The sequence below is a fragment of the Aeromonas sp. 6P genome (assembly GCF_051919525.1).
In the GTDB taxonomy this organism is placed as follows: Bacteria; Pseudomonadota; Gammaproteobacteria; order Enterobacterales; family Aeromonadaceae; genus Aeromonas; species Aeromonas veronii.
The window spans coordinates 2,899,692-2,921,375 of the sequence record NZ_JBQBEO010000002.1 but is presented as its reverse complement, the minus strand read 5'-3'; the positions used below and the strand labels follow the sequence as shown (position 1 = coordinate 2,921,375).

Sequence of the window (21,684 nt, the reverse complement as noted above, 5' to 3'; positions counted from 1 at the left end):
CAACAGGCCCCCGGACAGTCTCGCTGTCCGGGGGCCTGTTTGTTATGCCTGCTCTTGCTGCGGTTTGATGGGACCAACGAACAGAGGACGGGTCTGGTGAGTCAGATCCGGCTGATAGCCGTTGAAGAAGAGGTTGAGCAGCACCGAACTGATGGTGGCCAGCAGGATACCGCTATGAAAAAGCGGTTGTAGCTGCGCCGGAAGCTGCTGGAAAAAATTCCCGGAGACCGTCGGGATCATGCCAATTCCGAGACTGATGGCGACGATATAGAGGTTGTGACGGTTGCTGTTGTAATCGGTGCGCGCCAGGATGCGAATGCCGGTGGCCAGCACCATGCCGAACATCACGATACCGGCGCCCCCCAGCACGAAGGGCGGGATGGAGGCGACCAGCACCGACATCTTGGGGATGAGGCCAAAGGCGAGCAGGATCCCCCCCGACATCACGCAGACCCAGCGACTCGATACCCCGGTCACGCTCACCAGACCGATATTCTGGGAGAAGGAGGTGTGGGGGAAGCTGTTGAATATCCCACCAATAATGGTGCCGATGCCATCCACCCGCAGCCCGCGCACGATATCACCGCGCCTGGCCGGATGGCCGACGATGTCGCCAAGGGCCAGAAACATCCCCATGGATTCGATAAAGGTGATGAGCATGATCACCGTCAGGGTGGCGATGGAGATGGGATCGAAGGTGGGCCAGCCGAAGGCGAAGGGCACTATGGGGGCAAACCAGGCTGCCTCGCCGAGGCCATCGAGGCTCACTTCGCCTATGGCGATGGCCACCACGAAACCGAAGATGATCCCGAGCAGCACCGAGATATTGCTGAAAAAGCCCTTGGTGAAGCGGGTCACAAGCAGGATAAAGACGAGCACCAGAAAGCTGGTGCCGATATAGCGCAGGCTGCCATATTCCGGATTGCCCTTGCCCCCTGCCATCCAGTCGATCCCCACCTGCATGATGCTGATCCCGATGGAGGTGATAACCACCCCGGTCACTACGGTGGGGAAGAGCGGCATCAGCCGACCTATCAGCGGCACCAGCAAGGTCGAGATGATACCGGCGGCGATGGTGGCGCCGAAGATGCCCGTCAGCCCCAGATCCGGGTTGGCTCCGATGGCCAGCATCGGCATCACGGCGGCAAAGGTGACCGACATGATGACCGGCAGCCGGATCCCGGCAAAGCGGCCAATCCCGACACATTGCAGCAGGGTGACGATGCCGCAGCAGAAGAGATCCGAACTGATAAGGTAGGAGATTTGATCCTTGGGCAGCCCCAGACTGCCGCCAATCACCAGTGGCACCGCCACGGCGCCGGCGTACATCACCAGCACATGTTGCAGGCCCAGGGTAAAGAGTTGGCCCATGGGGAGCATGCGCTCCACTTCATCCACCGGGCGCTTGCGCGCACCCGGTCGGGGGGAGGGGGGATTGGTCTCGTTCATGAACAGATCACTCCTTGAAGCCCGCGCAACTGCTACAGGCAAGATAGTGAAAGCCGCAGCTTTCCCGGTCATTGATCTCGTGTATTGACAGAGGTGCCAGATCCCTCGGCAGTAGTGAGAGGGATCCGGTGCAGCACGGGTCAGTGCACAAAACATGCACAACGCCGCTCACGAGCGAAAACGTTTGGCGATAACGCCTTGTTTTTGCGGGATGAGTCACATACCGGCCAGATAAGTGTCCGGCTGCTGGCAGGGGAAGGAGGTGGGGGCATCTCAGATTGGTAAGGGGTTTATCATTATTGGTCTGGTGATCTCACTTTGATAGCCGGGCACCATAACGTTGCTCGCAATGCCCCCCTCTGCATGTGACGGCGCTCGCGGGCCGCAGGGCGCAATCGGGGGCGGGGGCGTGATCCAAAGCAAGAAAGTTGGATGTTTTGGTGGCGCACGGGGCCGCCGCTGGGGTAGTTTCGATAAAACCGACACAGATCCTGAGGTCTTATCCATGATCATCTATCTGCATGGCTTTGATGCCACCAGCCCAGGCAATCACGAGAAAGTGCTGCAGTTGCAGTTTATTGATGATGATGTGCGTTTCGTGCACTACAGCACGGTTCACCCCCGTCATGATATGAGCCATCTGCTCAAGGAAGTGAAAAAACAGCTCGATATGAGTACCGATCCCAAACCGCTGATCTGCGGCGTGGGTCTTGGTGGCTACTGGAGCGAGCGGATCGGCTTTCTGTGCGGCATTCGCCAGGTGATCTTCAACCCCAACCTCCATCCGGAAGAGAACATGCAGGGCAAGATCGACCGGCCGGAAGAATATGACGATATCGGCACCAAGTGTGTAACTGAATTTCGTAAGAAAAATTCAGGAAACTGCCTGTGTATCCTTTCCGTTCAGGATGAAGTGCGCGATAATCGGGACACTGAACGTGAATTGAAGAACTATTACGACATCGTGTGGGATGAGCGCGAGACTCATAAGTTCAAAAATATCTCGCATCATCTGCAGCGGATGAAGGCCTTCAAAGAAGCCTGATCCATCACGTCGACCGATTTCGTTTTAGGGAGCCAATGGCTCCCTTTCGTTTTGAGGAACCGAGGAAAATCATCATGATGAATATTGTCGTTGTAGGCGGCGGCGCCGGTGGCCTGGAGCTGGCCACCAGTCTGGGTCGCAAGCTTGGCAAGAAGAACAAGGCCAAGATCACTCTGGTCGATCGCAACCGCACCCACCTGTGGAAACCCCTGCTGCACGAAGTGGCCACCGGCTCCATGGACGCGGGCATCGATGCCCTGAGCTACCAGTCTCACGCCAAGAACCACGGTTTCGACTTCCAGCTCGGCACCCTGACCGACATCAAGCGTGACGATAAACGCATCGTGCTGGCCCCGATCCACGACGACAATGGCGACATCGTGGTCAACGAGCGCGAACTGCCCTACGACTATCTGGTGATGGCCATCGGTTCTGTCTCCAACGACTTCAACACCAAGGGCATCAAGGATCACTGTATTTTCCTCGATAGCCCCTCCCAGGCGCACCGCTTCCACAACAGCATGATGAACCGCTTCCTGCAGTTCGCCACCGAATATAAGCCGGGCGACAAGGTGAAGATTGCCATCGTCGGCGGCGGCGCCACCGGCGTCGAGCTCTCTGCCGAGCTCTACAACGCGGTCGAGCAGCTCTACGCCTACGGCTTCAAGAACCTCACCACCGATAGCCTGAAGGTGACCCTGGTGGAAGCGGGTCCGCGCATTCTGCCAGCTCTGCCGGAGCGCATCAGTGGCGCAGCCCATCAGGAGCTGGTTAAGCTGGGTGTGGACGTGCGTACCGCCACCATGATCACCGAAGCGACCAGCGACGGCCTGCACACCAAGGATGGCGAGCTGATTGAAGCCGACCTGATGGTGTGGGCGGCCGGTATCAAGGCACCTGACTTCATGAAGGATATCGCGGGTCTTGAGACCAACCGCATCAACCAGCTGGTGGTGAAAGAGACCCTGCAGACTACCCGTGATGAGAACATCTTCGTTATCGGTGACTGCGCCGCCTGCCCGCAGCCGGATGGCAAGTTCGTGCCGCCGCGTGCCCAGTCTGCCCACCAGATGGCCAGCCAGGCGTTCAAGAACATCCTGGCCAAGATGAACGGCGGCGAGATGAAGCCCTACCTCTACCACGACCACGGTTCGCTGGTCTCCCTCAGCCGCTTCTCCACCGTGGGCAGCCTGATGGGCAACCTGATGCGCGGCTCCATGATGGTGGAGGGCTACATTGCCCGTCTGGTCTACATCTCCCTCTACCGGATGCACCAGATCGCCCTGCACGGCTACGTCAAGACCGGCCTCATCATGCTGGTGGGTCGCATCAACCGGGTACTGCGCCCGACCCTGAAGCTGCACTAAGCCGGGATTTGCCACAATTCTGAATACCAAAAGGAGAGGCGATGGCCTCTCCTTTTTTATGGGCGCAGATCAGGAAAGAGAGCGTTACTTGCCCAGATAGGTACGGTCGAAGAAGGTATTGACCCAGTGGGGGCGGTAGATGGCCAGCACCGTCATCGCCATGCCGTTGAGCAGCGCTTCGGGGAACAGCAGCAGTGGCCAGATGGAGAGGTAATCCGCCGTGATGGTGTGCCAGGGGTAGCTGTGACTTAGCCCCATCAGCAATGCGCTGGCGGCCACCTTGACCGAGATGGTGATGGCGCCGCCGAGAAAGGCGGCCACGAAGATATAGACAAAGAGATGGCGCGGCAGCCAGGCCCAGCTGGCCAGAAACAGCAGCCAGCTGGTGGCTACCGGCAGGGCGATGCCAACCAGTGCCTGCCAGCCAAAATCGGCCAGATTGGTGACACCAAAGTAACCGAGCACCAGCATGGTCAGGCAGGGGGCGAGCAGTGCCAGCCGCCAGCCCAGCAGCAGGGTGAGAGAGGTGAGCCCGAGAAAATGGACCTCCAGTCCCTCATGCAGACCGGCCCTTAGATACCAGAGCGGCACCAGCGCGATGGCACTGCCCAGCAGCAGGTGCTGATAGAGGGGGTTGTCATGGAGGGTCTGCCACAGGGAGCGACGCAGGCTGAAGGCCAGCAGTACCAGCCAGATCAGGAGGGCGGCGAGTTGTCCTTCACTCATCTTGTCATCCATTCATGCAGTAGAGTCCGGGCGGCCTTCCCGACCGCCCATAGCAGAGCAGGCTGACGAGTCAGCCTGCTTTTACCATCAATATTTGACGTTGTTGTGGTACTTGCCGAGGATGCCCTTGACCCGTTCCATGGTCTCCTTGCTGGGGGGCTTGATCCCGCTCAGCTCGTACGGGTCTCCCAGCACGTCCCACTTGTGTTTGCCCAGCTCATGGTAGGGGAGCAGCTCCACCTTTTCCACGCTATCGCCCAGCTCGGCGATGAACTGACCCAGCCCTTCGGCGCTCTCGTCGTCATCGCTCCAGGTCGGTACCACCACGTAGCGGATCCACATGGTCTTGCCTTTGGCTGCCAGATAGCGGGCAAACTCCAGGGTGTATCTGTTGCTGACGTGGGTCAGCGGAATGTGTTTCTCGTCATTGATCTGTTTGATGTCGAGCAGCACCAGATCGGTCTGGTCGAGCAGCTTGTCCACCTGTTCGTCGAGATGACGGACGAAGCCGTTGGTGTCGAGACAGGTGTGGATCCCTTTCTCTTTGCAGGCGGTAAAGAGTTCGGTAATGAAAGCCGGTTGCAGCATGGCTTCACCGCCGGACGCTGTCACACCACCGCCGGAGGCATTCATGAAGTGGCGATAGCTGGTGATGTCACTCATCAACTCCGGTACGGTCACTTCGCGGCCACCTTCGGTATCCCAGGTATCGCGGTTGTGGCAGTACTTGCAGCGCATCAGGCAGCCTTGCATGAATACGATAAAGCGTATTCCCGGGCCATCGACAGTGCCGCAGGTTTCGACGGAATGGATCCGGCCAACGGTGCCGTGAGCTCCGGCTGGCTGGCTGATTTCAACGGCAGGGATCCGATTAATGACAGACATAAACAACTCCAACGATTCGAGCAGGCCGTTATTTTATTACATAAACCCCTATTGATCCTACACCTTTAGTCCGGCGCCCGGCTGCCAAGCAGCTGCTCCAGCCCCTTGACGGTGAGCGGCCGACTGGTGAGAAACCCTTGATAATGCTGGCATCCCAGTGCTTTGAGGATGGCCAGCTGCGCCTCCTCTTCCACCCCTTCGGCGGTGACGGTAAAACGGAAGACTTGGGCCAGATCGAGTATCGCCTTGACGATGGCTCTGTCCTGTTCGCTATGTACAAGGGTCTGAATGAAGCTTCTGTCCAGCTTCACCTCATCGGCGGGCAGATCCCGCAGATAGGCGAGCGACGAGTAGCCGGTGCCGAAGTCATCGATGGAGATGAGTATGCCGAGCTCCTTGAGCTGGCGCATTCTGGCAATACTCTCCTGCCGATTCTCCAAGACTACCGATTCGGTCACCTCCAGCAGCAGGCGGGAGGGGGGCACACCGGTGTCGCGCAAGATGTACTCCACCTGTTGTACGAAGCCCTGGGTGTGGAACTGGCGAGCGCTGACGTTGACCGACAGATGGGGGATCTGCAGGCCACGGTTGAGCCAGAAGCTGTATTGGGCGCAGGCGGTCTTCATCACCCAGTAGCCGATCTCGAGGATCAGGCTGGTCTCTTCGGCGATGGGGATAAACTCCCCGGGTGGCACCATGGTGCCGTCGCTGCGCTGCCAGCGCAGCAGCGCCTCGATACCCGACAGTGAGCCATTGTCGACCCGGTATTGCGGTTGATAGTGGAGTTGCAGCTCGTGATGACGCAGGGCATCGCGCAGCTCATTGGTGAGGGTCAGCCGGTTCTTTTCATGCTGGGCCATCGCCTCGGTAAAGAAGACGTAGTGGCCCTGACCGGCGCGCTTGGCCATGTGGGTCGCGGTGTCGGCCTGTTGCATCAGGACCAGATGATCCGTCTCGTTGCCGGAGAAGAGGCTGATCCCCACCGAGGCGCTGCAGTGCAGTTTGTGATCGCCGATGTCGAACGGGGTGCGAAACAGCCCCATCAGCTCGCGGGCGAAGTGCTCTGCCAGAATTTTGGCGGTGACTTCCCCTTGTCCCAGCTGGGTAAAGAGCAGGGCAAACTCATCCCCCGAGATGCGCGCCTGCACCAGATTGTCCTGGGGCAGCTCCCTGAAACGTTGCACCACGGCCTGCAGCAGCAGATCGCCGCAGGCGTGACCAAGGGAGTCGTTGATCGACTTGAAGTTGTCGAGATCCACCAGCAGCAGGGCGCCCCACTGGCCGTTGGAGGCGCTCAGGGTCTGCTGCAAAATATGGTTGAGGCTGCGGCGGTTGTGCAGACCGCAGAGATCGTCGTAGTAGGCGAGCTGCTCGATATGTCTGGCCGCCTCTTTTTCCTGGGTGATGTCGTAGAAGCTGCAGATAAAGTGGCTGAGCTCCCCCTGCTCATCCTTGACGCCGTTCACCATCAAGCGCACCGGAAAGAGGTGCCCATCCTTGTGCAGACAGCGCTCTTCACCGAGCCAGAACTCCTGCTCGTTGACGGTGCGGCTGACATCTTCCTTGAGATGATCCCCGTAGTAGGTGGGACGCAGCTTGCGAATGGAGTGACCGATCACCTCTACCTCGCCAAATCCGGTGATCCGGCTGAAGGAGTGGTTGACCTTGAGGATGATGCCGTTGTGATCCATCACAATCAGCCCATCGTGGGTATTAAAGGCTACCTCGGCCAGCCGCAGGGCATCGTCGGTGGCGAGGCGCTTGAGTTCGATGGCGGCCCGCTCGTGCTGGCTGCTCAATAGATCCAGAAGCTGTTCGGGCTCCTCAAGGGGGGTATCGAGCAGCAGGGTGATCTGGCCAATGGGGGCGCCGCTCTGGCCATGGAGCGGAATGCCGATGTAGGCGCTGGCATTGAGAGCAAGCAGCCGGGTCGCTTTGGGATAGCGTACGGGCAGATCTTCCACATAGATGGCCTGACCATGCTGGAACAGCTCCTGAGCGGGGCCGGGGTCGAGCTGGATGGGCTTGAGGGTGGAGCAGATCTCCTCGTTGATGACGCAGCGGGGGATGATCCAGAGATCCTGACCGCGGGGCTGGAACTCACCGATCCAGCCCACCCGGGCACCGCTGGCGCTCATGGCCCAGCTTACCAGCGTCTTGCAGTAGTCGATGCCGGTCTGCTGGTGCAGCTCGGGCGGGAGGGCCAGCTCGGCGCGGTGCTCTTCCGGTTGCGGCTGCCAGTGACCGAGCAGCTGGGCGCTGCTGCGCACCAGCTGCAACATCTCCTCGCTAAGCGGGGTGGGATCGAGATACTCCAGACTCAGCACCCCGAACAGCTTGTCCTGCTCCAGCAGGGCACCATCAAGGCGTGAGCGCACACCGGCACTGGTCAGATAGAGGTGATTGCTCAGCATCGGCTGGTGGGCCGCTTCCGAGAAGCTCAACGCTTTGCGGGTACGCAGGGCGCGGATATAGCGGCTGTCACCACGAATGGGGTAGAGCGCCTCGACCCCCAGGGTGAACACCGGGGTGAGTTGCTCGCTGCCGAGATCGCCATTGGCCTGATAGTGCCAGAGGATCAGCCGATCGGCCCCCAAACTCTCTTTAAGGGCCTCGAGCAGGGGCGCATACTGTTGCTGGCTCGCCATCTGGCTGAGGCGCGGCAGTTGCAATGCCAGATCGGCGATGGGCTCCTGACGAAGGTTCTGCAGACAGATCAGCCAGAAGCCATCCTGCTCGTGAGCGAGGGCGATGTGCCAGAGCTGGCTGGCAAAGCGCACGGTGATCTTGCCGCCATGGCCGTTGGCCAGCAGTTGCTCGATGGGCAGGCGCAGGGCATCGGGCAGCTGGGCAGGCCAGGGGGCACGCGGCTCATCGAGCCAGTAGAGCGGGGTTTGCATCACGTCGGTCAGGGCGACCAGCCGTTGACTGCGCAGATCCAGACGGAAAAAGAGTGGCGTCTGGAGGGCAGGAGGAAGATGACTGAGTGCGGTAGACGACATGAACAAACAACATCCTGTTAAGCAACCGTCGGGGTTGCAAGAATACTGCAAAATGGTGTGAAACAAAATTTCATTGAATTCTAAATTAGAAAAGTCTAATTTATTGCCCATTATCATGTATGAGGAGTCTTGCAGATGAAACGGATCCTGATTATCGGTGGTGTCGCGGGGGGCGCATCGGCGGCGGCTCGTGCTCGTCGTTTGAGTGAAGAGGCAGAGATCGTGATGTTCGAGCGGGGCGAGTTTGTCAGCTTCGCCAACTGCGGTCTGCCCTATCACATCGGGGGCGATATCCCCGACCGGGATGCCTTGCTGCTGCAGACTCCCCAGAGCTTCAAGCGCCGTTTCAACGTCGATGTGCGGGTCTTCCACGATGTGATTGAGATCGACAAGGCGGGCAAGACCTTGCTGGTGCGCAACCTGCAAACCGGTGAAGAGCAGCGCGAGCATTACGATGTGCTGCTGCTGAGCCCGGGGGCGGCGCCGATCCGTCCTCCTTTCCCCGGTATCGACAGCCCCCATGTTTATACCCTGCGCAACATCCCGGACATGGATCGCATTCTGGCGGCTCTGCATCACGATCAGCCGCGCCACGTCACTGTGGTGGGCGGCGGCTTTATCGGGCTGGAGATGATGGAGGCGCTGCATCAGCGCAAGCTGGATGTCACCCTGCTGGAGCTGGCCGATCAGGTGATGGCGCCGGTGGACAAGGAGATGGCCAACATGCTTCATGCCCGCATTCGCGAAGAGGGGATCGACCTTCGCCTGCGCACCGGCCTCACCGCCATCGAGAGTCTGGATCTGCCTGCCGAGAAGACCTCCGCCGTACCGACCGCCAAAAGCGGTGGCCTGCGCCTGACCCTCAATGACGGTTCCCATCTTGATACCGGTCTCTTGATCCTAGCCATCGGCGTCAAGCCGGAAACCCTGCTCGCCGCCAAGGCGGGGCTGGAGCTGGGCCCACGGGGCGGCATCAAGGTCGATGCCGGGATGCGTACCTCGGATCCCTTTATCTATGCGGTGGGGGATGCGGTGGAAGAGATAGATTTTGTCACCGGCGAATCTGTGCTGATCCCGCTGGCGGGCCCGGCCAACCGGCAGGGGCGCATCGCCGCCGACAATATGCTGGGCCGAAGCGAAACCTACAAGAAGACGCAAGGGACCGCCATCTGCAAGCTGTTCGATCTGGCGGTGGCCAGCACTGGCCTCAACGAGAAGCGACTGGTGCAACTGGGATTGCCGTTCGAGAAGGTTTATGTCCATCCGGGCAGCCACGCCGGTTACTACCCGGGCGCACATCCGGTCAGCCTCAAGCTGCTGTTTGCCCCGGATGGCAAGATTTATGGCGCCCAGGCCATCGGCAAGGATGGCATCGACAAGCGCATCGATGTGCTGGCGGTGGCCCAGCGCGCCGGTCTCACCGTGTTTGACCTGCAGGATCTTGAGCTCACCTATGCGCCGCCGTTCGGGTCGGCCAAGGATGTGATCAACATGGCCGGCTTTGTGGCAAGCAACCATCTGAAAGGGGACACCCTGCTCTGCCACGTGGCCGAGGTGCAGGCTCGTAACCCCCATCAGTTGGTGGTGGATGTGCGCAATGGCCCGGAGCTCGACAAGCTGGGCCGCATTCCGGGGGCACTGCATATCCCCCTCGACGAGTTGCGTGGTCGCCTCCATGAGTTGCCCAAAGAGAAAGAGCTGCTGATCAGCTGTCAGGTCGGGCTGCGCGGCCATGTCGCCTGCCGCTTGCTGAGCCAGCACGGCTTTAAAGTGAAGAATCTCTCCGGCGGCTTCAAAACCTGGCAGATGGCTACCACCGAGTAACCGTTTTATTTCTGTGCCTGTTTGCCCCTCTCCCTTGTGCGTGCAAGATGAGGGGCTTTTTGTTTCTGCTTTTCGCCCTTCTTGCATTCCCCTCGTTGCTGCAATATTTCGACACACTTTATTTCCTGTGCCGGACAAAATTAACGTTTTGTTCAGGGGATGGGTGCTATAACCCCTGCCTCGTTCATGATGAACCGTGTAGTAGGGAGAGTGACATGCTGGATATGCTGATGGCCATTTGGCATCAGGATTTTGACGCCCTGGTTCAGATGCAGGCGGTACCCCTGCTGATCAGTTGCCTGATGCTGGTACTGCTGCTGGAGTCCGCATTCGTCTTCCTGCCCCTGCCGGGGGACAGTCTGGTACTGCTGGCCGGTGGGTTGGTGGGCATGGGGGTGTTTGGCCCCGAAGTGACTCTTGTCTATCTGCCGTTGGCTGCTGGCATAGGTTCTGTGCTCGCCTACTGGCAGGGACGGGCACTGCAGCGCACCCGCTTTATGGATCATATCGAACGGATGTTGCCTCCCGACAGCCTGCCCAAGGCGACCCGGCTGCTGAAAAAGTACGGTTTTCTGGCGATGTTCTCCTCCCGTTTTATCCCGTTCGTGCGGGTACTGACCCCCATGCTGATGGGGATTGGCCGCCTGAGCGTGCTGCGCATGTGCGTGGCCAGCTTTGCCAGTGCCTTTATGTGGGCGCTCTGCCTTAGCCTAGTGGGCAAGCTGGCGATGAATACCCCCTTCTTCCTCCACCACAGCGAACTGTTGACCCGGGCCCTGCTGATTACCTCGCTGGTGCTGTTTCTGGCGGCCGTCATGGCCATCCTGTTTCGCTGGTTCAAAGGCGGAGCAAAAAACGAGACCAGCCACGACTAGATGACAACCCTTGCCGCACTGGATCAGTGGGCAAGGGGATTCTCGTGCAGTAGGGGCGCGGAAATGTGCCCATTCGGGTAATGAGCTTTGTGTCGGGTGAGCAGGATGCCTTATCCTGTTTGCTGCCACGCTGCGCTTGCAGCGCTCCAACTCGGGATGGAACCTATGCGCCTCTTCGACTCTCCCTCTGCGTCTCACCGCTCTACCGCCGGAACCGGCGCTCTGCGCCGCCGCTGGTCAACCCTGCTGCTTTGCGGGATGGTCGGTTTGCTGTTGGCCGGTTGTGGCCCCGACAAGCCTGTCGCCAATGGGCCGACTATAAAGCCTGCCGCGCAGCAGGAAACGGGCGCCCCAAGCGCCGTGGTGCAGGCAAATGCCCGCCAATATCGCGATGCCCCGGCGCTGGCGCTGGTCTTCTCTGGCCCCTTGGCGCCGAAGGCCAATTGGCAGAGCTGGCTCGGGGTCAGTGAGGGGGGCAAGCAGGTGCAGGGGGAGTGGATCCTCGCTGAAGATGGTCGCACCCTCTATTTCCCGAACGTGCAGCCCGATAAAAGCTATGAAGTGAGCCTCAAGGCGGGGCTGGGCCCATCCCCCCAGAGCTGGACCCTCAAGACCCGGCCGCTGGAGGCGGGGGCTTCGTTTACCGCCAGCGGCATGGTATTGCCGCTGCGTAAGGAACTTCGCTTGCCCATCAGCGCTGTCAACGTGGATGAGGTCAATATCGATTTCTTTCGGGTCGATGCGGAATATCTGCCCCGTTTTCTGGCGGAATATCGCCCCGGTGCCGGCATGGGGAACTGGGAGCTTGAGCAGATCACCCAGCGGGCCAAGCGGGTATTCAGCGGCCGCTATGCGCTGGAGCTCGATGCCAACCGGCGCGAGACCCGCCTCATCAATGTGAAGGAGCCGCAGCTGGCTGAGGCTGGCGTCTACTTTGCGGTGATGTCGCCCCTTGGCAACTACGACTGGCGCAAGGAGACCACCTATTTTGCGGTGAGCGACATGGGGCTCAGTGCCCGCCGTTACCGCGATCAGCTGGAGGTGTTCGTCAGCTCCCTGGCCAGCGCCGACCCGCTCAAGGATGTGCAGCTCTCCCTGCTCGACGAGAAGGGTAACCGGCTGCAGGTGCAAACCACCGATCCGCAGGGCCATCGTCGCTTCGATCAGGTGCAGGGGGCCCGCTTGCTGCTGGCCGAACAGGGCAACCATCTGGCGGTGCTGCGCCTCGATGGGGCGGCGCTCGATCTCTCCACCTTCGATCTCGGCACCCAGCCCTGGCAGGCCCAGCAGTTGTATCTGTTCAGTGGGCGCGATCTCTATCGCCCCGGCGAGCGGCTCGACAGCGAGATTTTGCTCAAAGGGCAGGATGGCCAGCTGCTGCCGGGCATGGCGGTGGAGCTGGAGGTGAAGCAGCCGGACGGCCAGCTGCTCGAACAAAAGCGGCTGCTACCGGACAATCTTGGCGCGGCCCACTACGGTCTGCGCCTGCCGGACGATGCGCCGCTCGGGCGCTGGACCATTAACCTCAAGACCGCCGCTGGTAGTCGTTTCGAGTGGCCCTTTTTGGTGGAGGAGTTTTTGCCGGAGCGGCTCAAACTGCAGCTTGGCAAGGGGCCGGATGGTGAAGTGACGGATCTGGGCGCCTCCCTCACCCTGCCGCTGCAAGGGGACTATCTCTACGGTGCACCGGCGAGCGCCACCAAGGCCAAGGCGGAGGTAAAGATCAGCCGCGCCACCATGCCTTTTACCCAGTGGCAGGAGTTCACTCTGGGTGACGTGCTGCTTGCCGAGCAGGCCAAGGATCTCGAGGCGCGCAGTCTCACCCTCAATGAGCAGGGGCAGGGGACTTTTTCGCTTGCTGATGAACTCGATGGGGTGCGCGCCCTCGGGCCGCTGGAGGTGGCCTATCGGGTGTCGCTCGCCGAGCCCGGTGGCCGCGCCGTCAATCGCAGCCGCACCCAGTATGGCTGGCCCGCGGGCAGCCAGTGGCCGGCGCTCAAGGCCGACTTCGTGGCGGATCGGGTAGAGGGGGGTAAGCCGCTCCCCTTCCAGATCCTCAACCTTGATGAGCAAGGCCAGCCGGTGGCGGGGGCGGTGAAGGTGCGCCTTATCAACGAGTACCGCGACTACTACTGGCATTACGCCGATGGGGAGGGGTGGAAGTACGAGTTCAACAGCCAGCCCTATCTGGAACAGGAGCAGACCCTGCAGCTGGATGGCAAGGGGCCGACCCCGCTCACGCTTCAACTGGCGGCGGGCTGGTATCGATTGGAGGTGGAGAACAGTCAGGGCCATCAATCGAGCCTGCGGGTGGAAATAGGCAGTTATGCCTGGGGCGGTGGTGGCGAGCAGGCACGGCCTGACAAGATTGCCATCACCCTCGACAAGCGCGCCTATCAGGCGGGTGACAAGGCCAAAGTGACGCTGGTGGCCCCGCGCCCCGGCAAGGGCTTGCTGCTGGTGGAAGATGGCGACGGTCTGCGCTGGTGGCAGCGTATTGAACTCAAGGGGGCCGGTGGCGATGCCAAGGATGCCCGCGGCGAGTTCGAGATCCCGGTCAGTCCCGAGTGGCAGCGCCATGACTTGCATATCTCGGCCCAGATCGCCGCGCCAGACAGCGCCTCCAAACCGGCTGGCAAGCAGCAGGGGCAGAGCCTGCGCTCGGTCGGACTGGTGCCGCTCACCCTGGACCGGGAAGCGCGCCGTCTGCCGCTCACCCTGAGCGCGCCTGATACAGCGGTGCCGCTTACCCGGCTGGAAGTGACCGCAACCTCCACCCCCAATAGCCAAGGGCGGGTGGTGCTGGCGGCGGTGGATCGGGGCGTGCTCAACATCAGCGACTACCAGCCTCTCGACCCGTTCGAGATCTTCTTTGGTCGCAAGCGCTTCGCCCAAGATTTGTTCGACAACTACGGCCAGGTGATCCCGCCGCAGGATGGCAAGCTGGCCCGCCTCAACTACGGGGGCGATCGGGCGCCGCTGAAAAAGGGTGGCGCGCTGGAGAGCCGGGTCGAGATAGCCGCACTGTGGAGCGGCGTGGTGAGCTTTGACCAGCAGGGCAAGGCAGTGATCCCGCTCGATTTGCCCAACTTCAACGGCGAACTGGCACTGATGGCGCTGGCCTGGAACGAACAGCAAGTCGGCGAGGCCGAGCGCGCCGTCAAGGTGGTGGCGCCCTTGGTGGCCGAGATTGGCTGGCCGCGCTTTGGCGCGAGAGGGGATGAGACCCGTGCGCTGGTGCAGCTGCGCAACATGAGCGGCGAGGAGCAGACCCTCTCCCTTGCCTGGACCCTCAATGGTGGGCTCAAGGCAAACGGCGAGCTACCCCGCACCCTGGCCCTTAAAAATGGCGAGGAGCAGTGGCTGACCCTGCCGCTCACCGTGACCGGGGCGAGCGGTGTGGCGAGCCTGCAGTTGGCGGCCAGCGGCAAGGATTTTGCCATCAGCCGCGACTGGTATCTGCCGCTGCGCTCCCCCTGGCCTGCCGAAACTCGCCAACGCTACCAGATGCTGGCCCCCGGCCAGCAGATGAGCTTTGCGCCAGCTGAGCTGGCTGGGCTGGATCGCGCCAATCTGCAGGGGCTGCTCAGCCTCTCCGGTACTCCCCCCTGGGATCCGGCAGCCCAGTGGCAGGCGCTGGCCGACTACCCCTACGCCTGTCTGGAGCAGACTCTGTCCCGTGCCTGGCCTTACTTGCTGACCACGGCCGATGAGCGGGCCGCCTGGAGCAAACCCGCAGAGGGCAAGAAAGCGGCGAGCGAGGCGGATGTGCAACGCGCCCTGCTGCAACGGCTGCAGCGGTTGCAACTGCCAAGCGGCGGTTTTGGCCTGTGGGATGGTCGCTCCGACGAGGAGCAATGGCTCACCGCCTATGCCGCCGACTACCTGCTGGCGCGCAAGGAGGCGGGCGACGCCGTGCCGGAGGCAATGCTCAATCAGGCGCTGAACCGGCTGCAGAGCTATCTCACCGACAGCCAGTATGGCGAGCGCTGGAGCAGTGCCCCCGAGCACAGCCGGCTGGCCTATCAGGCCTACAGCGCCTATGTGCTGGCCCGGGTGGGCAAGGCGCCGCTCGCTACCCTGCGCCTTATCTGGGAGCAGCAGGCCGATCACGCTCGCTCCGGTTTGCCGCTTTTGCACCTCTCGCTGGCGCTCTCGGCCATGGGGGATGAGCAGAATGCCGCCAAGGCCCTCAGCCGGGCATTGGCGACCGAGCGCGGGGATGACTATCTGGGTGATTACGGCTCACTGCTACGCGATGAAGCCCTTGAGCTCTCCTTGCTGCGTCAGCACAAGCTGGCTGCGGAGCGCTGGCTTGATCTCAGCGCCAAGGTGGCCGATACCCTGGCTCACCGTCAGTGGCTCAGCACTCAGGAGCGGCTTGCCCTGTTGCGACTCGCCCGCTTCGATCCGGCCGCCGACTGGCAGGCCAAGGTGACTTCCTCTCTTGGCAGTGGATCCCTGAGCGGTTCGGCTCCGCTGCAGCAGAGTGCCCCCGAGGCACTGGCCGCGAGCACCGTCACCAACGAGGGCAAGGGATCCCTCTATGTGCAGCGCACTCTGGTCGGTTACCCCGAACAGGCACCGGCACGGATCAGCAAGGGGATGAGTGTGACCCGCAGCTGGTTCAACAGCGACGGTCAGCTGTTTGATCCCGCCAAGGTGAAGGTGGGCGATCTGGTGGTGGTGCGGCTCAACGTCAGCAGCGAGTCGGCGGTGCCCGATGCCCTGCTGGTGGAGATGGTGCCCGCCGGCTTCGAGCTGGAGAACCCGGCCCTTGGCAACAGCATCAAGCTGGAAGAGCTCTCCATTGAGGGGAAACCGGCGTGGCAGAGCGAGTGGAACGACTATCTCAAGCATCAGGAGTTTCGCGATGACCGCTACACGGCAGCGCTGGATCTGAGCGAGGGGAGCAACCAGCAGCTGGTCTACCTGATGCGGGCGGTGACGCCGGGTCGCTATCAGGTGCCACCGACCCAGGTAGAGGATATGTACCGGCCTGAACTGCGGGCTGTGGGTGAGGATATCCACGAGGTGCGTATCTCTGAGTAACAAACCCTCCCTTGAGCGGGTTCGCCCGCTCACTTTTTGGCAGCATGGTTGGCTGAAATTAGGTCGCACTGGCCGCGCTGGCTGGCGCTGGCTGGGCCGTCTGCCGCGCTGGCTGCGTTTCTCGGTGCTGGGAGTTGTCGCACTGCTGCTGTCATTGCTGGCGTTGGATCGACTCTTCCCGCCGCCGCCACTCGACCCCGCCTATGCGCGGGTGGTGCTCGACATGAAGGGGCGGCCGCTGCGCGCCTTTGCCGATACCAGCGGCGTGTGGCGCTACCCCGTGACCCTGGAGCAGGTCTCCCCCCGCTATATCGAGGCGTTGCTGGGCTACGAGGATCGCTACTTCTGGCGTCATCCTGGAGTCAATCCGGTGGCCATGGTGCGCGGGGTCTGGCAGTGGCTGCGCTATGGGCGGGCTGTGTCGGGCGGCTCGACCCTCACCATGCAGGTGGCGCGTCTTATCGAACCCTACCACAGGAGCGTGCCCGGCAAGTTGCGCCAGATGGCCCGTGCGCTGCAACTGGAGTGGCACTACGACAAGCGCACCCTGCTCACCGTCTACCTCAATCGGGCGCCGTTTGGCGGCAATCTGGAGGGGGTGCAGGCGGCAAGTTTTGCCTATCTCGGCAAGAGCGCCGCCAAGCTGACCTATGCCGAGGCGGCGCTGTTGGCGGTGCTGCCGCAGGCCCCCAGTCGCAACCGGCCGGACCGCCATCCCGAGCGGGCCCGCACCGCCCGTGACAAGGTGATGCAGCGGCTGGTAGCGCAAGGCGTCTGGCCCGAACAGGTGTGGCTGGAGGGGCGTATCGAGCCGGTGCTGGCCCGCGGTCACTTCACGCCGATGGAGGCGCCGCTCTTTGCCCGTCTCGCCGCCGACCATCAGGCCGGGGCGCTGGTGCACACCACCATTGATGGCGATCTGCAGCGCTGGTTGGAGGGGCGGGTGGCGAGCTACATTCGCCGCTTCCCCGAGCAGACCTCAGCGGCGTTGCTCTTGGTAGATAACAAAACCATGGCTGTGCGCGCTTATGTGGGTAGCGCCGAGTATGGCAATTTGCGCCGCCACGGTTATCTCGACATGGTGCAGGCAATCCGCTCTCCCGGCTCCACCCTCAAGCCCTTTATCTACGGTCTGGCGATGGATGAAGGGTTGGTGCACTCGGCCTCCCTGCTCTCCGATGCGCCGAGGCTGGGATCTGACTATCGCCCCGCCAACTTTTCCGGCGCCTTTCAGGGGCCGGTGACCCTCGCTCAGGCACTGCAGCAATCCCTCAACGTGCCGGCGGTGCAGGTGCTGGAGGCGCTCGGGCCCGACAAGCTGGTCAGCCGCCTCGACAACGCTGGGGTGCGGCTGGCGCTCTCCGACAAACCCAATCCGGCCATTGCGCTGGGGGCGGCGGGCATTCGACTCGAGCAGCTGGTGGCCATCTACAGCGCACTGACCCGGCAGGGGCAGGTGGCAATGCCGGTCTGGCTGGCGGGGCAGCAGGCGGTGTCACGCCCCTTGCTGAGCCCGGGAGCGGCCTGGATCATCTGGCAGATATTGAGCGCGCAGGGACGGGCGGACCAACCCTTTGCCAGCGAGGCGACCGGCCGGGTCAACAGGCTGGCCTGGAAGACCGGTACCAGCTATGGCTATCGCGACAGCTGGGCGATGGGGGTCTCCGGTCGCTGGACCATCGGCGTCTGGCTGGGGCGCCCCGACGGTACCCCTATGCCCGGTTTTTACGGCCAGAGCGCGGCGGTGCCGCTGCTGCTTTCGGTCTACTCGCGACTGGCTGACAACAGCCCTCTGCCGGCACAGCCCAACACGGTGAGCGAGGCCGAGATTTGCTGGCCGCTGGGGCGCAAGGCGAACGCGACCCTGCCTGAAGCCTGTTTGCAGCGCCAGAGCGCCTGGTTGCTGGAAGGGCGCGATCCTCCCACCTTGCCGGATCCCATGGACTGGCCCTCGCCGCTGCGGCAAGTTGCACTCACTGCCGAAGGCAAGCCGACGCTGACCCGTTGCCCCGATGCGGCACAATCCGGTTTTCGGGCACTCTGGCCGTTGTCGTTGGAGCCTTGGCGGTCCCCCAGCGAGCGGCGGCAGTCGCTGCTCGCCAGCAGTTGTGCAGGGGAGGGGCAGAGCGCCGAGCTGCAGGCCCCCATTCGCATCGTGGCGCTGGGGGAGGGCAACCTTATCCGCAGCCAGCGCTATCGGTTGCAGCCCAAGGTGCTGGGCGGTGTCGGCAAGTCGGCCTGGTTTCTCAACGGCCAGCGACTGCGCTGGGACGGGGATCAGGTGCTGAGTGTGGCGGGTCGTTATCAGCTGGTGGTGGTGGATGAAGCGGGCAACAGCGATCGTATCGAGTTTCGCGTGGTGCATCCTGACAGTGATGCCGGCACCATCACCCGTTGATCGTTTTGCCGACAGCCATTGAGGTGAATGTAATTAACTATTTGAAATGCATCAATATTTGATTGGATGAATTAATTTATGAATAATTACGAGTTCATTCAAATCCAATCGGGAGTTCTCTTTTGCTGCGTGTTCTGTGTCCCTTGCTGGTGCTGATGAGTTCGGGTTGTGCCACAACCGATCATGGTGATCACCATGTTTCTCCTGAACGTACCGGGTTCTATTCACCTTTCGAACCAGCTTCCGAGAGTTTTGCGCGTTGCTATCAGAAACAGTTTGCCTGTACCCCTTCCAATATCCGCCGTGACAGGGCGATGGAGGCGCGCAGGAAGGCGCAAGAGCGGGCCAATCATCGTGGTGATGATTGGTAGGCCGCAGATAACGAGAGGGGTTGGCAAATGCCAACCCCTTTTTCATTCCGCCCATTCAGCCCGGTTGGCGCAGATGGCCGAGCCGGGTGAAAAAGTGCTGGCTCTTGCGCTGGTGAAAGTGGCTCTTCTTGATGGGATGGAAGATGAGGTTGCTTTCGGGGTGGCTCGCCTTTAACTGGTGGAGCATGGCTACGGCGGGCAGGCTGGTGCTGACCAGGGTGGTGAGTGGCATGCTGAGGGTCTCGGGCCCGAGCAGTTGATTGAGCCCTTGCTGAGCCTGCTCAAGGCGGGTCAGGGCCGCCGGGTCGGCATAGCCGCTACCCAGCATGGCGAGCAGGTTGTCGATGGCCAGATGAAATTCGGCCAGCTGTTGGCGAAAGCCGCTGCGCCCGCGCAGGGCAATCAGCTCTGCAAACGGAATGTCGGCCAGGTGAGTGGGCACTTGCAACGGGATCTCGAGGTGGAAGCAATCCTGACCACCGCGATTGTGGTAGCGGGATTCGAGCAGATGGAGCAGGCGGTCGAGATAGTCGTGATCGGTAATAAGCGCCCCGTCATTGGCGAGTGCCCACTCACGGGCGAGACGCATGGAGAGCAGGTTGGCAAAGCGCCGCGCCATTCTGATCCCCCCTTCATCCCGGGTCGCAAAGCCGTGAGTAAGGCAAAAGCCGTGCAGCCGCTCCAGCCCCGCCTGATCCGGGCAGAAGCAGTCGTGGTTGGCCTCCTGACGCCAGCGACCAATCAGCTCCTTGTTGCCAAACACCTTGTGGCGGACGAAATCGGGGGCCACCAGGCCGCTTATCTGGTTCTCCAGTTGCGGGGTAATGGCGGCAAAGAAGGCGGCATCGGGCCGCTCGGCCAGCAGATCGGTCTGCTGTTGAAGGGTATCGAGCAGGGCGGTGAGACCGCTCTTTTCGCTGACGGTGAAGACGAAGGCGAGCCGCTCCAGATAGAGCAGGGCAAATTTGAGCCAGAGCTCGTCACGTACCTCCATGCCGGGGTAGTAGATATAGGTCTTCATCGGATCAGTCTGTTGTCAAAAATCTGGCGAGGCGCAGGGTCGGGAATATACGCAAGATTGGCGCTGCACGGCAAACACTGCGTGGGGGAATGTGAGCAAACGCTCATCCAGTAGGCGCTGGCCACAAAGTTCTGATATAATTCGCGCCCTTAAATCAAGGTCACCCGAGTCATTACCATGAAGTTCATTATCAAGCTGTTCCCGGAAATCACCATCAAGAGCAAGTCGGTTCGCCAGCGCTTTATCAAGATCCTGCAGGGCAATATCCGCAACGTCCTGCGCCGCTTCGACGACGATGCCCGCGTACGGATGGATTGGGACAAGCTTATTGTGAGCTCTCGCAATGACCAGTTCCGCGAGCAGGCTATCGAAGCTTTGGCCTGTATTCCGGGCATTCAGGCCTTCCTCGAGGTACAAGCCAGCAAGTTTACCGATCTGCACGACATCTTCGAGCAGGTGAAAGCCGTATGGGGCGACCAGCTCAAGGGCAAAACTTTCTGCGTGCGCGCCAAGCGCCACGGCAAGCATGAGTTCTCCTCCCTCGAGGTTGAGCGCTATGTGGGCGGTGGACTGAACCAGCACTGCGAAAGCAATGGTGTGCGCCTCAAGAACCCGGATGTGAAGATCAACCTCGAGATCGACGGCGAAGAGCTCTTTATTGTCAGCGCCATCCATCAGGGCCTGAGCGGCATGCCCATCGCGACCCAGGAAGATGTGCTGAGCCTGCTCTCCGGCGGTTTTGACTCCGGCGTGGCGTCGTTCCAGTTCATCAAGCGCGGCTGCCGCGTGCACTACTGCTTCTTCAATCTGGGCGGTGCGGCCCACGAGATCGGCGTCAAGCAGGTGGCCTATCACCTGTGGAACCGTTTCGGCTCCTCCCACCGGGTACGTTTCACCGCTGTGGACTTCGAGCCGGTGGTTGCCGAGATCCTCGAGAAGATCGACAACGGTCAGATGGGCGTGGTGCTCAAGCGGATGATGATGCGTGCTGCCGCCAAGGTGGCCGATGAATTCCAGATCCCGGCGCTGGTGACCGGTGAGTGTGTGGGTCAGGTCTCCAGCCAGACGCTCACCAACCTGAACGTGATCGACCGGGTCACCGACAAGGTGATCCTGCGCCCGCTTATCACTTGGGACAAGCCGGATATCATCAACGAAGCCCGCCGTATCGGCACCCTGGAGTTCGCCGAGACCATGCCGGAGTATTGCGGTGTCATCTCCAAGAAGCCGACCGTGAAGGCCGATCTGACGCGCATTGAAGAGGAGGAGGGCAACTTCGACTTCGCCATTCTGGACAAGGTGGTCTCCGAGGCCCGTTACCTCGATATCCGCCGTATCGGTGAAGATACTGCCGCTGAAGTGCAAGAGGTGGAAACCACCCAGGTGCTGGGCGCTGACGAGGTGATCCTGGATATCCGCTCTGCCGATGAACACGACGAGAAGCCGCTGGTGGTGGAAAATCGTGAAGTGCTGCATATCCCCTTCTTCAAGCTGGCCACCGCCTTTGGCGATCTGCCCAAAGAGAAGACCTACCTGCTCTACTGCGATCGCGGTGTGATGAGCAAGCTGCAGGCGCTGTATCTGAAAGAGAAGGGCTTTGACAACGTCAAGGTGTACCGCCCGTAAGCGTGTTTTTTACCTTCAATAAAAAAATCCGGCCAATGTGCCG

The 21,684-nt window shown here is 61.3% G+C and carries 12 protein-coding genes; 7 read left to right on the top strand and 5 right to left on the bottom strand.

The features are described 5' to 3' along the window. Nucleotides 1-42 precede the first annotated feature (42 nt). A complete protein-coding gene (locus ACTG2J_RS13490; protein ID WP_439997597.1) occupies nucleotides 43-1,449 on the bottom strand; it encodes a nucleobase:cation symporter-2 family protein in 1,407 nt (468 codons plus the stop codon). Between the two features lie 505 nt (nucleotides 1,450-1,954). On the opposite strand from ACTG2J_RS13490, the gene ycfP reads away from it, so the two are divergent. Next, nucleotides 1,955-2,494 carry an alpha/beta hydrolase YcfP gene (gene ycfP / locus ACTG2J_RS13485; protein ID WP_005334000.1) on the top strand — a complete coding sequence of 180 codons (540 nt, stop codon included), beginning with the start codon at nucleotides 1,955-1,957 and terminating at the stop codon, nucleotides 2,492-2,494. Nucleotides 2,495-2,568: 74 nt separating this feature from the next. Next, nucleotides 2,569-3,861, top strand: a complete 1,293-nt coding sequence (locus ACTG2J_RS13480; protein ID WP_019445491.1) for an NAD(P)/FAD-dependent oxidoreductase — start codon at nucleotides 2,569-2,571, stop codon at nucleotides 3,859-3,861. Between the two features lie 84 nt (nucleotides 3,862-3,945). Here ACTG2J_RS13480 and ACTG2J_RS13475 read toward each other — a convergent pair whose 3' ends face one another. From ACTG2J_RS13475 to ACTG2J_RS13465, 3 genes are all read right to left on the bottom strand, one after another. After that, nucleotides 3,946-4,587, bottom strand: a complete 642-nt coding sequence (locus ACTG2J_RS13475) for an energy-coupling factor ABC transporter permease (RefSeq protein WP_113739230.1) — start codon at nucleotides 4,585-4,587, stop codon at nucleotides 3,946-3,948. A gap of 87 nt (nucleotides 4,588-4,674) precedes the next feature. After that, nucleotides 4,675-5,472 carry a pyruvate formate lyase 1-activating protein gene (gene pflA, locus ACTG2J_RS13470; RefSeq protein ID WP_080768686.1) on the bottom strand — a complete coding sequence of 266 codons (798 nt, stop codon included), beginning with the start codon at nucleotides 5,470-5,472 and terminating at the stop codon, nucleotides 4,675-4,677. Between the two features lie 65 nt (nucleotides 5,473-5,537). Next, nucleotides 5,538-8,474 (bottom strand): sensor domain-containing phosphodiesterase, encoded by a 2,937-nt coding sequence (locus ACTG2J_RS13465; RefSeq protein ID WP_113739232.1) that lies wholly within the window; start codon nucleotides 8,472-8,474, stop codon nucleotides 5,538-5,540. Between the two features lie 135 nt (nucleotides 8,475-8,609). Between ACTG2J_RS13465 and ACTG2J_RS13460 the strand changes: the two genes are divergently transcribed. The 4 genes from ACTG2J_RS13460 (at nucleotide 8,610) to pbpC (ending at nucleotide 18,623) form a co-directional block, all read left to right on the top strand. Next, entirely contained in the window at nucleotides 8,610-10,298 is a 1,689-nt protein-coding gene (locus ACTG2J_RS13460; RefSeq protein WP_113739233.1) for an FAD-dependent oxidoreductase, read from the top strand. Between the two features lie 215 nt (nucleotides 10,299-10,513). Beyond that, complete coding sequence (locus ACTG2J_RS13455; RefSeq protein ID WP_005353037.1) at nucleotides 10,514-11,173, top strand: DedA family protein; 660 nt, start codon at nucleotides 10,514-10,516, stop codon at nucleotides 11,171-11,173. Nucleotides 11,174-11,338: 165 nt separating this feature from the next. Next, nucleotides 11,339-16,225, top strand: a complete 4,887-nt coding sequence (locus ACTG2J_RS13450; RefSeq protein ID WP_439989539.1) for an alpha-2-macroglobulin family protein — start codon at nucleotides 11,339-11,341, stop codon at nucleotides 16,223-16,225. Beyond that, nucleotides 16,191-18,623: a penicillin-binding protein 1C gene (gene pbpC / locus ACTG2J_RS13445; RefSeq protein WP_162628370.1), complete on the top strand. Its 2,433-nt coding sequence runs from the start codon at nucleotides 16,191-16,193 to the stop codon at nucleotides 18,621-18,623. Before ACTG2J_RS13450 ends, pbpC begins: the two co-directional genes overlap by 35 nt. Before the next feature lie 426 nt (nucleotides 18,624-19,049). Here the strand turns inward: pbpC and ACTG2J_RS13440 are convergent, their stop codons facing one another. After that, nucleotides 19,050-20,015, bottom strand: a complete 966-nt coding sequence (locus ACTG2J_RS13440; RefSeq protein ID WP_113739236.1) for a hypothetical protein — start codon at nucleotides 20,013-20,015, stop codon at nucleotides 19,050-19,052. 177 nt (nucleotides 20,016-20,192) lie between these two features. On the opposite strand from ACTG2J_RS13440, the gene thiI reads away from it, so the two are divergent. Then, nucleotides 20,193-21,641, top strand: a complete 1,449-nt coding sequence (gene thiI, locus ACTG2J_RS13435) for a tRNA uracil 4-sulfurtransferase ThiI (RefSeq protein WP_113739237.1) — start codon at nucleotides 20,193-20,195, stop codon at nucleotides 21,639-21,641. Nucleotides 21,642-21,684: the final 43 nt, after the last annotated feature.